The sequence below is a fragment of the Luteibacter anthropi genome (genome assembly GCF_011759365.1).
GTDB lineage: Bacteria > Pseudomonadota > Gammaproteobacteria > Xanthomonadales > Rhodanobacteraceae > Luteibacter > Luteibacter anthropi.
Window position 1 is genome coordinate 309,150 of sequence record NZ_JAARLZ010000001.1, and the last position, 12,294, is coordinate 321,443.

General features: G+C 66.0%; 12 protein-coding genes. 11 read left to right on the forward strand and 1 reads right to left on the reverse strand.

From position 1 onward, the window contains the following. Positions 1–300: 300 nt before the first annotated feature. The 9 genes from kdpF (at position 301) to HBF25_RS01345 (ending at position 10,561) form a co-directional block, all read left to right on the forward strand. Positions 301–393 carry a K(+)-transporting ATPase subunit F gene (kdpF, locus tag HBF25_RS01305; protein WP_166945822.1) on the forward strand — a complete coding sequence of 31 codons (93 nt, stop codon included), beginning with the start codon at positions 301–303 and terminating at the stop codon, positions 391–393. Then, complete coding sequence (gene kdpA / locus HBF25_RS01310) at positions 390–2,111, forward strand: potassium-transporting ATPase subunit KdpA (RefSeq protein WP_166945824.1); 1,722 nt, start codon at positions 390–392, stop codon at positions 2,109–2,111. Before kdpF ends, kdpA begins: the two co-directional genes overlap by 4 nt. Positions 2,112–2,114: 3 nt before the next feature. Continuing rightward, entirely contained in the window at positions 2,115–4,187 is a 2,073-nt protein-coding gene (gene kdpB, locus HBF25_RS01315; RefSeq protein ID WP_166945826.1) for a potassium-transporting ATPase subunit KdpB, read from the forward strand. 14 nt (positions 4,188–4,201) lie between these two features. Then, on the forward strand, positions 4,202–4,387 hold the full coding sequence (locus tag HBF25_RS01320; protein ID WP_166945828.1) for a hypothetical protein: 186 nt from the start codon (positions 4,202–4,204) through the stop codon (positions 4,385–4,387). Positions 4,388–4,442: 55 nt separating this feature from the next. After that, positions 4,443–5,864 (forward strand): outer membrane beta-barrel protein, encoded by a 1,422-nt coding sequence (locus HBF25_RS01325; RefSeq protein WP_166945830.1) that lies wholly within the window; start codon positions 4,443–4,445, stop codon positions 5,862–5,864. A 10-nt stretch (positions 5,865–5,874) separates the two neighbouring features. Further along, positions 5,875–6,450: a potassium-transporting ATPase subunit KdpC gene (gene kdpC, locus HBF25_RS01330; RefSeq protein ID WP_166945832.1), complete on the forward strand. Its 576-nt coding sequence runs from the start codon at positions 5,875–5,877 to the stop codon at positions 6,448–6,450. Positions 6,451–6,690: 240 nt separating this feature from the next. Beyond that, complete coding sequence (locus HBF25_RS01335) at positions 6,691–9,351, forward strand: sensor histidine kinase (RefSeq protein WP_166945834.1); 2,661 nt, start codon at positions 6,691–6,693, stop codon at positions 9,349–9,351. Next, the gene (locus HBF25_RS01340) at positions 9,348–10,046 is read left to right on the forward strand and encodes a response regulator (RefSeq protein WP_166945836.1); all 699 of its coding nucleotides are present in this window, start codon (positions 9,348–9,350) and stop codon (positions 10,044–10,046) included. The genes HBF25_RS01335 and HBF25_RS01340 overlap by 4 nt, the downstream gene beginning before the upstream one ends. A 170-nt stretch (positions 10,047–10,216) precedes the next feature. After that, positions 10,217–10,561 carry a hypothetical protein gene (locus HBF25_RS01345; RefSeq protein ID WP_166945838.1) on the forward strand — a complete coding sequence of 115 codons (345 nt, stop codon included), beginning with the start codon at positions 10,217–10,219 and terminating at the stop codon, positions 10,559–10,561. A gap of 8 nt (positions 10,562–10,569) precedes the next feature. Here HBF25_RS01345 and HBF25_RS01350 read toward each other — a convergent pair whose 3' ends face one another. After that, positions 10,570–11,358, reverse strand: coding sequence for an AraC family transcriptional regulator (locus HBF25_RS01350; RefSeq protein WP_166945840.1), 789 nt, complete (start codon positions 11,356–11,358; stop codon positions 10,570–10,572). A gap of 143 nt (positions 11,359–11,501) precedes the next feature. On the opposite strand from HBF25_RS01350, the gene HBF25_RS01355 reads away from it, so the two are divergent. Both HBF25_RS01355 and HBF25_RS01360 read left to right on the forward strand, forming a co-directional pair. After that, entirely contained in the window at positions 11,502–11,744 is a 243-nt protein-coding gene (locus HBF25_RS01355) for a hypothetical protein (protein WP_166945842.1), read from the forward strand. 78 nt (positions 11,745–11,822) lie between these two features. Continuing rightward, positions 11,823–12,281 carry a MarR family winged helix-turn-helix transcriptional regulator gene (locus HBF25_RS01360; RefSeq protein ID WP_166945844.1) on the forward strand — a complete coding sequence of 153 codons (459 nt, stop codon included), beginning with the start codon at positions 11,823–11,825 and terminating at the stop codon, positions 12,279–12,281. Positions 12,282–12,294: the final 13 nt, after the last annotated feature.

Sequence of the window (12,294 nt, forward strand, 5' to 3'; positions counted from 1 at the left end):
TCTGGCGTAGGGGGCGTCATCGCGACAACCGGCTGCATCGCGCCAGGTTCCAGCTTTCGCTGGAACGACGGTTGCTGGTGGATATCAGGGCCATATAAAAATTTACACAAACGTTACGCCCCCTCCCCGCCCCGATACACCGTAAATATCCGCGGAAACGAACAATACGCACCGTCCCTTCATGACGGATTGCCCCCGTGGAATTCCTGTACGTCCTCCTTGCCGTCGTGCTCACCGCCATGACGATCGGCTTCCTGATGATCTGCGACCGCCTGGGTCGTCGCTGAGGAAGCTGCCGTCATGTCTTTCGTGTACATCGTCGCCACCGCCATCGCGGTCGCGCTGGCCGGCTACCTCTGCGTGGCCCTGCTGAAGCCGGAGTGGTTCGAATGACCGCCAACGACTTCTTCCAGGTCGGCCTGTTTCTGGTCGTGCTGCTGGCCCTGGTCAAGCCCATGGGCAGCTACATGGCCCTGGTCTTCTCCGACGAGCCCAACAAGGTCACCCGCTTCGGTTCAGGGGTGGAACGCATGCTTTACCGCCTGGCGGGCATTCGTGCCGACGAGGACATGGGCTGGAAGCGCTACGCGCTGGCCATGCTCGTGTTCAACGTGGCCGGCCTCGCTGCCGTTTACCTGCTCCAGCGCACCCAGCAGTGGCTGCCGCTGAACCCCCAGCACTTCGGCGCCCTGGCCCCGGACCTGGCCATGAACACCGCCATCAGCTTCGCCAGCAACACCAACTGGCAGGCGTATACGGGCGAGTCGACCATGAGCTACCTCACGGACGCCCTCGGCCTCACGGTGCAGAACTTCCTCTCGGCCGCCACGGGCATTGCCGTGCTGGTAGCCCTGGTGCGCGGCTTCGTGCGTCGCGGTAGCGCGGCGGTGGGCAACTTCTGGGTCGACATGACCCGTACCACGCTCTACATCCTGCTTCCGCTTTCGCTGGTGATGGCCCTGCTGCTGATCTCGCAGGGCGTGGTGCAGAACGTATCGGCCTACCTCGACGTAGCCACCGTGCAGCACGGCACGCAGACCCTGCCGATGGGCCCGGCCGCTTCGCAGGTGGCGATCAAGATGCTCGGCACCAACGGCGGCGGCTTCTTCAACGCCAACTCCGCGCATCCGTTCGAGAATCCCACGCCGTTCTCGAATTTCATCGAGATGCTGGCGATCTTCCTTATCCCTGCGGCGCTTTGCTACACCTTCGGCAGCATGGTGGGTGACCGCCGCCAGGGCTGGGCGATCCTTGCCACCATGCTGCTTATTTTCGTGCCGCTCACCGTAGGCCTCGTGGCAGCGGAACAGGCGGGCAACCCGGCGCTGCACGGTCTGGCCATCGACGCACAGGCCTCCGCCCTGCAAAGCGGCGGCAACATGGAAGGCAAGGAAACCCGTTTCGGCATCGCCTCGTCGGGTCTGTTCGCCGCCATCACAACGGCCGCGTCCTGCGGTGCGGTGAATGCCGCGCACGACTCGCTCACCCCACTGGGTGGCCTGGTGCCGATGTGGCTGATGCAGCTGGGCGAAGTGATCTTCGGCGGTGTCGGTGCAGGTCTGTACGGCATGCTGGCCTTCGCCGTGGTCGCGGTCTTCATCGCAGGCCTCATGGTGGGCCGCACGCCAGAATACCTCGGCAAGAAGATCGAAGCGTATGAAATGAAGATGGCGAGTCTCGCCGTGCTGATTCCCGCCGCCCTGGTGGTCATCGGCACCGCCGTGGCGGTGATGAGTCCCGCAGGCGTGGCCGGTGTCTCCAATCCGGGTGCACACGGCTTCAGCGAAATGCTTTACGCCGTGAGTTCGGCGTCCAACAACAACGGCAGTGCGTTTGGCGGTCTGTCGGCCAATACGCCCTTCTGGAACGTCCTGCTCGGCATCTGCATGTTCCTGGCACGCTTCCCGCTCGCCATCGCGATGCTGGCCATGGCCGGTTCGCTGGCCGCCAAGCGTCACGTGCCGCCGTCCGCCGGCACCTTGCCCACGCATACGCCGCTGTTCGTGACCCTGCTCGCCTGCGTCGTCATCGTCGTCGGTGCGCTCACCTTCCTCCCGGCACTCGCCCTCGGGCCGATCGCCGAACACCTGATGTCCGCCACGGGCCACTGATCCATGAACACCCATGCTCATACGCCGCGCGGTTTCGATCGTGCGCTGGTGATGCGCGCCCTGCGCGACGCGTTTCTCAAGCTCTCGCCGCGGCTGCAGTTCCGCAATCCGGTGATGTTCGTCGTCTTCGTGTGCAGCGTGCTCACCACCCTGCTCTGGGTGCAGGCGCTCACCGGTCACGGCGAGGCACCCACGGGTTTCATCTTCTGGGTGAGCCTGTGGCTGTGGTTCACGCTGCTGTTCGCTAACTTCGCCGAGGCGCTGGCGGAAGGTCGCGGCAAGGCCCAGGCCGATGCACTGCGCGGTTCGCGTCGCGACGTGGCAGCAAAGAAGCTGGCTGGCCCGGATCGCGAGGCTGCCATTACGTTCACGCCGTCGAGCGACCTGCGTACCGGCCATCACGTGCTGGTCGAAGCCGGCGACATCGTGCCCGGCGACGGCGAGATCGTCGTCGGTGCGGCCAGCGTGGACGAAAGCGCCATCACCGGCGAATCCGCACCGGTGATCCGCGAGTCCGGCGGCGATCGCAGCGCGGTCACCGGCGGCACCCGCGTGCTGTCCGACTGGATCGTGGTGAAGATCACCAGCAATCCGGGCGAGAGTTTTCTCGACCGCATGATCTCGATGGTGGAAGGCGCCTCCCGGCGCAAGACACCCAACGAGATCGCGCTGACGATCCTGCTGGCGAAGTTCACCCTGATCTTCCTGCTGGCCTGCGCCACCCTGCTGCCTTACTCGATCTACAGCGTGCAGGCCGCCGGCAGCGGCGAGCCGATCAGCCTGACCGTGCTCATCGCCCTGCTGGTCTGCCTGATCCCCACCACCATCGGTGCCCTGCTTTCGGCCATCGGTATCGCCGGCATGGATCGCATGATCCGCGCCAACGTCATCGCCACCTCCGGCCGTGCCGTGGAGGCCGCAGGCGACGTGGACGTGCTGCTGCTCGACAAGACCGGCACGATCACCCTCGGCAACCGTCAGGCCGTGGCCTTCCACCCGGCACCGGGCATCGAGGAACGCGAACTGGCCGAAGCCGCCGAACTGGCCTCGCGCGCCGACGAAACACCGGAAGGCCGCAGCATCGTGGCCCTTGCCAACGACACCTTCGGCTGGAGCGGTCGCCGTCGCGACGATGCACGTGCCGTGTTCGTGCCCTTCACCGCGCAGACCCGCATGAGTGGCGTGGACACCGGCACCCGCCACATCCGCAAGGGCGCGATGGATGCCGTGGAGCGCTACCTGGATTCGCAGGACAGCCACATGCCGCCGCTGGTGCGTCGCATGGCCGAAGACGTCGCTCGTCGTGGCGCCACGCCGCTGATCGTGGTCGACGGCGCGCTGACCCTGGGCGTGGTCGAGCTGAAAGACATCGTGAAGGACGGCATCAAGGAGCGCTTCGCCGAGATGCGCCGCATGGGCATCCGCACGATCATGATCACCGGCGACAACCCGCTCACCGCCGCCGCCATTGCGGCCGAGGCCGGCGTGGACGACTTCCTCGCCGAAGCCACCCCTGAAGCGAAGCTCAAGCTGATCCGTGACATCCAGGCCGAGAACCGCCTTGTGGCCATGTGCGGTGACGGCACCAACGACGCCCCGGCGCTTGCCCAGGCCGATGTCGCGGTGGCGATGAACAGCGGCACGCAGGCGGCGAAAGAAGCCGGCAACATGGTCGACCTGGATTCCAATCCGACCAAGTTGATCGAGGTGGTGGGCATCGGCAAGCAGATGCTGATCACCCGTGGCGCGCTCACCACGTTCTCCATCGCCAACGACATTGCCAAGTATTTCGCCATCATCCCGGCGGCGTTCGCCAGCACCTATCCGGCGCTCAATACGCTCAACGTGATGCACCTGGCGACACCGCAGAGCGCGATTCTCTCCGCCGTGATCTTCAACGCGCTGATCATCATCTTCCTCATTCCGCTGGCCCTGAAGGGCGTGGCCTATCGTGCGCTCGGCGCCGGTGCGCTGCTGCGCCGCAACCTGCTCGTCTACGGCCTGGGCGGCATCGCGGTGCCGTTCGTCGGCATCAAGCTGATCGACATGTTGCTGGTCCTGGTCGGACTGGCCTGACCCGAGGTATCACCATGCAATCCGTCAAGCTCACCCTGCTCATCGAAGAAGGCGCCGACCTGGACATGGAAGTGCGCGTCGTGAACACCGAACAGGCTACCGGCGCGAACACTGCTCCCGTCACGACGCTGCGTCCGCGCGTCGTGATCGTGGGCCGCGATGACGACGAATACACGCTCGGCGGCTACGCCGGCATCTGACGCAACACCCACTCACACACACCGAAAAGGGGTCCCGGAAGGGATCGGTCCAACCATGCGCACCACTCGTTATGCTTTTCTTGCCGCCATCCTCGCGGTCGCCCCGGTCTCGAAGGCGCTTGCCGCCGACGGCAGCGACGACTGCTCCAAGGGCTTCTTCACGCGTCTTGCCGCTGCCTATAGCGAAGACGCCCAGCCCGCCGACCCGAACGCTCCGGCGCCGGCACGCCGCGCCATGCCGTCGCCGCTCCCGTCGATGCCGTTCCCCTCGGCGGAGTGGCAGCTAGGTGGTGTCGAATACCCCATCGGCGTACCGAACCTGAATTCGCAGTACCCGCTGGAAAAGGCATTGACCTGCACCCGCGTCGGCAAGTGGATGAAGGACAACCGCATCGAGGTATACGGTTGGATCAATCCGTCGGTCAACGCCAGCAGCTCGCAGCACACGAACTACCCGCTGTCGTATGCCACGCGTCCGAATCGTGTCGAGTTCAACCAGGCGCTGCTGCGCATCGAGCGCCTGCCGGACACAGTGCAGACTGACCACATCGACTGGGGTTTCCACATCGATAACCTTTACGGTTACGACTACCACTACACCACGATGAAGGGTGTCTTCAGCAACCAGTACCTGAACAATCCGCGTGCGGACCAGGCGCTGCCGGGCAAGACCTATGGTTACGACCCGATGCTGTTCTACGGCGAAATCTATCTGCCGCATATCGCCGAGGGCATGGTCGTGCGCGTGGGTCGTTACCTGTCGCTGCCCGATATCGAGGCGCAGTTCTCGCCCAACAATTATCTCGTGACCCACTCGGTGCTCTATACGGTCGACCCGTATACACAGATGGGCATCATGACCACCACACGCCTCAACCAGCAGTGGACGGTGCAGATCGGCATCAATGGTGGCAACGACACGGCTGTGTGGAACCATCAGTCGCGACCCACCCTGCAGGCCTGCGTGCGCTGGGTGTCGGCCGACAACAACGACATGCTGTATCCCTGCGTCAACAGCTTCAACTCGTCCGACTACAACTACAACAACGTGCAGATGTACGTGACGACGTGGGGCCATCGCTTCAGTGAGAGCGTGCACATCCTCACCGAGGCGTACTACATGTACGGCCGGAACATCCCGGGTTATGGCCCGGATGGCACGCCGGGCGTGCCGGGTTCGTCGGCCACGGCCGGCAAGGCGGGTGAGTACGGCATCGTCAATTACTTCAACGTGGCGATCAACACCACCAACATGTTCTCGTTTCGCAACGAGTGGTACAACGACCAGAAGGGTCAGCGTACCGGTTACGCCACGCGCTACACGACGCACACGCTGGGCATGACGCACTGGGTCAGCCAGGACCTGGAGATCCGCCCCGAGCTGCGTTACGAGAAGTCGTACGACGTGGCCGCCTACGACGGCGGTCGCAAGAACAACCAGCTGAGCGCCATCGTCGACGCGATCCTGCATTACTGAGGCAACACCCATGAGCACCCTGCTGCGCAACGCGATCGTCCTTCTCCTGCTGCTGACCGCCGTCACGGGGGTGGCTTATCCGGCCGTGGTCGGTGGCCTGGGCCACCTGCTGTTTCCGCATGAAGCCGGCGGCAGCATCGTGGAGCGTGACGGCAAGCCGGTCGGTTCGTCGCTGATCGGCCAGTCGTTCACGGATCCGCGCTATTTCTGGAGCCGTCCGTCGGCTACGACGCCGACGTCCAACAATGGCGCGTCGTCGTCGCCGTCCAACCAGGGCCCGACCAATCCGGCGCTCACGGATGCCGTGAAGCAGCGTATCGCTGCCCTGCAGTCCGCTGATCCGGGCAACCAGGCGCCCGTACCGGTGGACCTGGTCACCGCCTCGGGCAGCGGCCTGGACCCGGAGATCAGCCCGGCCGCTGCCGAATACCAGCTGGCTCGCGTGGCGCGGCTACGTGGGCTGGCGCAGGCGAAGGTGCGTGAACTGGTAGCCGCCCATACGCAGGGTCGGCAGTTCGGTGTGCTGGGTGAGCCGCGGGTCAACGTGGTGCAGCTCAACCTCGCGCTGGATCGGGCGTCGCGGTAACCGCGGTCGCTCCGGACCGGTCGCGCGCAAGGCGCGCTCCTACACGGCACCCCTGTCGCGCACGACCGCCACAGGCGATACGCAACGGACCCATGTAGGAGCGCGCCCCGCGCGCGACCGGCCCAGGCGATACGCAACAGGCTCGTGTAGGAGCGCGCCTCGCGCGCGACCGCTCCGAAGCGATGCCCCACCCACCCCCACATCCATTAGGATTTTCCCATCCCCCCAGGCCATCGACCCATGACCGACACCCGCGACGCCCGGGCCGATGCCCTGCTCAACACGGTAAAGAACGATGTCGGCCAGCGACTGAAGATCTTCCTCGGCGCCGCGCCCGGGGTCGGCAAGACCTACGCCATGCTCTCCGCCGCGCGCGACCTGCGCCGGCAGGGCATCGACGTAGTCGTGGGCCTGGTCGAAACCCACGGTCGTGCGGAAACGGCCGCCCTTCTCGACGGCATGGAAGTGCTGCCGACGCGCACGGCCCAATACGCCGGCCGTGAATTTCGCGAATTCGACCTCGAAGCGGCCCTTGCCCGCCGCCCGGCGGTGATCCTCGTCGACGAGCTGGCTCACACCAACCTGCCCGGCGGCCGCCACGCCCGCCGATGGCAGGACATCGCCGAACTGCTCGACGCGGGCATCGAGGTGTACACGGCCCTCAACGTGCAACACCTGGAAAGCCTCAACGACCAGGTGCGCCGCATCACCAACGTGGCCGTGCGCGAGACGGTGCCCGATGCCTTCCTCGACCGCGCACGCGACATCGTGCTGGTGGACCTGCCGCCGCGCGAACTGATCGGTCGCCTGAAACAGGGCAAGGTCTACGTGCCGGAAACGGCAGCCGTGGCACTCGATGCCTTCTTCTCCCCGACCAATCTCGCCGCACTGCGCGAACTGGCGGTGGAAACCGTTGCCTCGCACGTGGACAGCGACCTGCGCGAACACATGCTCGCGCGCGGCGGCGCCATGCCGGTACGTCGTCGTTGCATGGCCGCCATCGATGGTCACGCACAGAGCGAATACCTCGTGCGCATCGCACGTCGCATCGCCGAACGCCGTGGTGCGCCATGGAGCGTCGTCTTCGTGGATCGCGGCGGCCTGTCCGACGAGCGTCGCGAGCGTGTCGATGCCGCGATGCGGCTTGCCCGCCGCCTCGGCGGCGAGGCCGTGATCCTGCGTGGTCACGCCGTGGCCGACGAGCTGCTGGCCTGGGCCGATCGCGAAGGCGTAGGCCAGATCATCGTGGGGCGCACGCGCGAGCGGCCCATCGCCCGCCGGCTCGGCTATTCGCTCACCCAGCAACTGCTCCGCCGCGGGGCACACCTGGAACTGACGATCGTCGCGACGCCGACCGAGCGCGCCCGTGCACGCCGCCGGCTGCGCCTGCCCGAGCATCCGAACGACCGCAAGGACTACGTCTTCGCCACCCTGGCGACCGTGGCTGCCATGGCGCTGGCTTTCGTGGCCGACCGCTTTTTGTCTGTCGCCAACCTCTCCCTGATCTTCCTCACCGCCGTGCTGGCCGTGGCGGTGCGCACGCGCATGGCGGTGGCCGTCTACACCGCATTGCTCTGCTTCGTGGGCTATAACTTTTTCTTCGCGCCGCCCCGCTACACGCTGGCGATCGCCAACGCAGACGACGTGCTCGCCGTCGTACTGTTCCTGGCGGCGGCCCTGGTATGCAGCCGGCTCGCGACACGCCTGGCGGGGCAGGTGACGTCACTGCGCGCCGCGCAAGTGCGCGGCCGGGCGCTGGTGAGCCTCGGCCAGCAGCTGGCGACCAGCGCCGATGCCGATGGTATTCGCGCCGCCGGTGCCCGCGCGCTGGCGCGCACGCTCGATGCCGAGGTGGCGATCCTCGCCCGCGATGCGAGTGCCCACCTGGGCGTGGTGACGTCGATGCCGGATGCGTTCGCCCTGTCCACACAGGATCGCGCCGCTGCCGACTGGAGTGAGATCCATGCCGAACCGGCAGGCCGCTACACCGATACGCTCAATGCCGCGTCGTGCTGGATGCTGCCGCTGGGTGCGGAACACCAGCGTGCGGGCGTCGCCGCGCTTCGCTTCCCGCTTGGCGCACGCGAGCCTGACGCAGACCGTCGTGGCCTCGCGCTGGCGATGGTGCAGGACATCGGCCAGGCGCTGGAACGCGCACGCCTGGCCACCGAGCTGGAAAGCGCCCGCGTGCAGGGCGAAACGGAACGCCTGCGCAGTGCACTGCTGTCGTCCGTGTCGCACGACCTTCGCTCGCCGCTGGCTTCGATGATCGGCTCGGCGGGCACCCTGCTCAGCTACGAAGCCCAGCTGCCCGTGGAGGAGCGGCGCGAACTGCTGGAAGCCATTCTCGGCGAAGGCCAGCGCCTGGATCGTTACATCCAGAATCTTCTCGACATGACCCGCCTGGGCCACGGCACCCTCAAGCTCAACCGCGACTGGGTGGATGCCGGCGAGATCGTCGCCGCCTCGGTAAGCCGCCTGCGCAAGCTGTTTCCGGATACCCGCGTGGACGTGCACCTGCCAGCCGATACGGTACTGCTGCACGTGCATCCGGCGCTCATCGAGCAGGCGCTGTTCAACATCCTGGAGAACGCGGCCAGCTTCTCGCCACGTGACGAAGCCGTGCGAGTGATCGTGCGCACGGAGGCCGGGCGCCTGCTCGTGGACGTGGCCGACCGTGGCCCGGGCATCCCCGAAGACGAACGTGCCCGGATCTTCGACATGTTCTATTCGGTATCGCGCGGCGATCGCGGCAAGCAGGGCACGGGACTGGGGCTTGCGATCTGTCGCGGCATGATCGGTGCGCATGGTGGTAGCGTGGAGGCCTTGCCCCACGTGGGCGGTGGCACGACCATCCGGGTCTCGCTGCCACTGCCTCCGCCACCTGACGACACCCCATGAACCCAACCGCCCACCGTGTGCTGGTGATCGACGACGAAGCCCAGATCCGCCGATTCCTCGACATCGGCCTGCGTGCCGAGGGCTACCAGGTATTGCTCGCCGCCAACGGTGAGGAGGGCCTGGGCCTTGCGGCCACGCAGTCGCCGGACATCGTCATCCTCGACATCGGCCTGCCCGACATGGAAGGCCACGACGTGCTGCGCGAGATCCGTGGCTGGAGCCCCGTGCCGGTGGTGATGCTGTCGGTGCGTGACGCGGAAACGGAAAAAGTGAAGGCGCTGGATGCTGGCGCCAACGACTACGTGACCAAGCCTTTCGGCATCCAGGAGCTGATGGCGCGCCTGCGTGTGCTGCTGCGGCAGAGCGCGAAGGGCGGCGAGCCGCAGGCGCCCGTGCGCTACGACGACGAACGCCTGTCGGTGGACCTGGCCCGGCGCGAGGTGTTTCTCGATGACCAGCCGGTGTCGCTGACCCGCAAGGAATTCGCCGTGCTCTCACTGCTGGTGCGCCACCCCGGTCGCGTGGTGAGCCAGCAGCAGATATTGCGCGAGGTCTGGGGCGGCACGCACGTGCAGGACACCCATTACCTGCGCATCGTCATGGGCAAGCTGCGCCAGAAGCTGGGCGACGATCCGGCCACGCCGCGCTGGCTGAAGACCGAACCGGGCGTCGGCTACCGCTTTCCGGCGCACTGACCTCCCATGCAGACAGGCCTCGCCTTCGTAGGCGACGTCTTCACATTTTTTGAGAATCCTTCCATATCGGTCCGCTCTTGCGGCCGTCACGCTGCCCCGTCTGGAAAACGTCCCTTTACGAGGAGCCTGGGGTGGGAACTCTTCAACCGACGCGGCGGCGCATGCCGTCCGTGTTTGTCCTGATTCTGTCGCTGTGCCTGTTCGCACCGGCGCTCGCCGTCGTGGTCGATTGCGGCGAAGAACACTACGTCAGCGGCACGCATCGCCTGCCAACCCACGAGGAAGCCATGGCGCAATGCCGTGAGCAGGAAACGGCCATGGTCGGCACCGGCGCATGGCGAAGCGTGCGCTCCTGCTACGACGTGGCCGCTCCCGGCGAACATGGGCCATGGGTGCATGGCCGTATCGGCGTCGATGTCGTTGCCAGTGCCGGTGGCGATCCCATGACCTTCGAAGCGCTATGGATGTGCAAGCCGACGACGGGGCGCGACATGGACGGCCCCGCCTTCGACTGATGCCGCGATCAGCCTGCCGCCTGTCGTGCGAGATAACGCCCCGGCGAATCGCCAAAGGCCTTGCGGAACATCGCCACGAATGCACTGGGCGTGGCATAGCCCAGTGCATCGGCCACCACCGACACCGGTTCGCCGGTGGCCAGTCGTTCCAGTGCGCGCGTGAGCCGCGCCTGCTGTCGCCATTCGGCCACGCTGCACTGCGTTTCCTGACGGAACAGGCGGGTGAGCGTGCGCGTGGACATGCCGGCCCATGACGCCCATTCCTCGATGCAACGCGTGTCGTCGGGCCGTTCGTACATGGTCATGGCGATACGACGCAGGCGGCGGTCCACCGGCATCGGCAGATGCAGCGGTTCCACCGGTGCGCGGCGCATTTCGTCGAGCAGCACGGCGAGCAGGCGCTCGCGTTCGGGCGTGGGCTCGTCTTCCACGCTCCACAGCGAGGCGCGCTTGATGATCTCGCGCAGCAGGTCGTCCACGCCGACCACGCAGGGCTTGTCGGGCAGGCCCTGGGTCATGGTCGGGGTGATGAAGACACCCCAGGCCCTGCTGGGCCCGGCAATGCTCACCGTATGCAGTTCGCCCGGCGGCATCCAGCCGGCCCGTTTGGGCGGCAGCAGCCACGAGCCGTGCTCGGTCTGGGTAACGAAGACGCCCTCTTCCACGTAGAAGAACTGGCCACGCACATGGCTGTGCCAGTCGGTTTCCTTCAGGGGGATCTCGCCCCGGGCGTGATAGGCGATCAGGGGAGGCCCGTCGGGGCTCTCCAGGAGCTGATGGAGTCGATCATTAAGCATATTGGCCGACCTTCGACATAACTTGGCCTGATAACGTTATCAGGCCGATACCTTCCTTGGCTAACATTTGCTACCCCAAGTAACTGTCCTGACAGCTGTCCCCTCAAGGGACCTGACGGGGCAACCGACGCCGGAGGTCCCCCATGATCCGTCTCGTCACCACCCAGTTTTCCGAGGAAGCCGAGGATCGCCAGGCCGGCGATGCCCTGGTCACGTTCGTCGCCTGCGCCCATTCCATGCTCGACCCGAGCACCCCGGAAGAGCAGCTGCGGCGCCTGGAACCGCGGCTTCTCGCCCAGTTGCCGACCCTGCGGGCGCTCGGCGTCTTCGAGTTGTTCGAGGTGCGCGACCCGGCGCTCGCCGCGCTGCTGGCCGATGAAGGATAAATAAACCCGGATAACAAAATATCCGACGTGCGCATATTTGCCTTGACAACTATATTCCGGGCAATAGAATGCACGTCCATGAACCCTTCCCTCTGCTATTCCCCTGACGGCCGCGACAGCCTCGGTGCCCTGATCGGCATGGTGCGCAGCGAGATCGTCAGGGCGATCGAGACCGATCTCGCCGCGCAGGGGGCGGACCTGAAATTCACCCAGTTCCACGTGCTCAAGCGCCTCGCCACGATCGGCCCCATGACGGCCACCGAACTGGCCCGTGCGGTGGACCTGGATGGCGGCGCCATGACCCGCCAGCTCGACCAGCTCGAATCGAAGGGTTACCTGCGTCGCCAGCCGCACGAGCTGGACCGCCGTGCCCTGCGCATCGAGCTGACCGAGGCGGGCGACGCGCTGTGGAGACACCTGCACGAAAGCAACGTCGCCACCCTGGAGCGCGCCCAGCGCGATCTCTCCGGGACGGAGCGCGAGCAGTTGCACGATTACCTGGAGCGGGTGCTGACCGCGCTCCGCGACAAAGACTGAACCCACACGTTCG

Bases quoted from the DNA above. Each gene is read 5' to 3' on its own strand.
- kdpF (WP_166945822.1), top strand. From the start codon at position 301: ATGTCTTTCGTGTACATCGTCGCCACCGCCATCGCGGTCGCGCTGGCC.
- kdpA (WP_166945824.1), top strand. From the start codon at position 390: ATGACCGCCAACGACTTCTTCCAGGTCGGCCTGTTTCTGGTCGTGCTG.
- kdpB (WP_166945826.1), top strand. From the start codon at position 2,115: ATGAACACCCATGCTCATACGCCGCGCGGTTTCGATCGTGCGCTGGTG.
- HBF25_RS01320 (WP_166945828.1), top strand. From the start codon at position 4,202: ATGCAATCCGTCAAGCTCACCCTGCTCATCGAAGAAGGCGCCGACCTG.
- HBF25_RS01325 (WP_166945830.1), top strand. From the start codon at position 4,443: ATGCGCACCACTCGTTATGCTTTTCTTGCCGCCATCCTCGCGGTCGCC.
- kdpC (WP_166945832.1), top strand. From the start codon at position 5,875: ATGAGCACCCTGCTGCGCAACGCGATCGTCCTTCTCCTGCTGCTGACC.
- HBF25_RS01335 (WP_166945834.1), top strand. From the start codon at position 6,691: ATGACCGACACCCGCGACGCCCGGGCCGATGCCCTGCTCAACACGGTA.
- HBF25_RS01340 (WP_166945836.1), top strand. From the start codon at position 9,348: ATGAACCCAACCGCCCACCGTGTGCTGGTGATCGACGACGAAGCCCAG.
- HBF25_RS01350 (WP_166945840.1), bottom strand. From the start codon at position 11,358: ATGCTTAATGATCGACTCCATCAGCTCCTGGAGAGCCCCGACGGGCCT.
- HBF25_RS01355 (WP_166945842.1), top strand. From the start codon at position 11,502: ATGATCCGTCTCGTCACCACCCAGTTTTCCGAGGAAGCCGAGGATCGC.
- HBF25_RS01360 (WP_166945844.1), top strand. From the start codon at position 11,823: ATGAACCCTTCCCTCTGCTATTCCCCTGACGGCCGCGACAGCCTCGGT.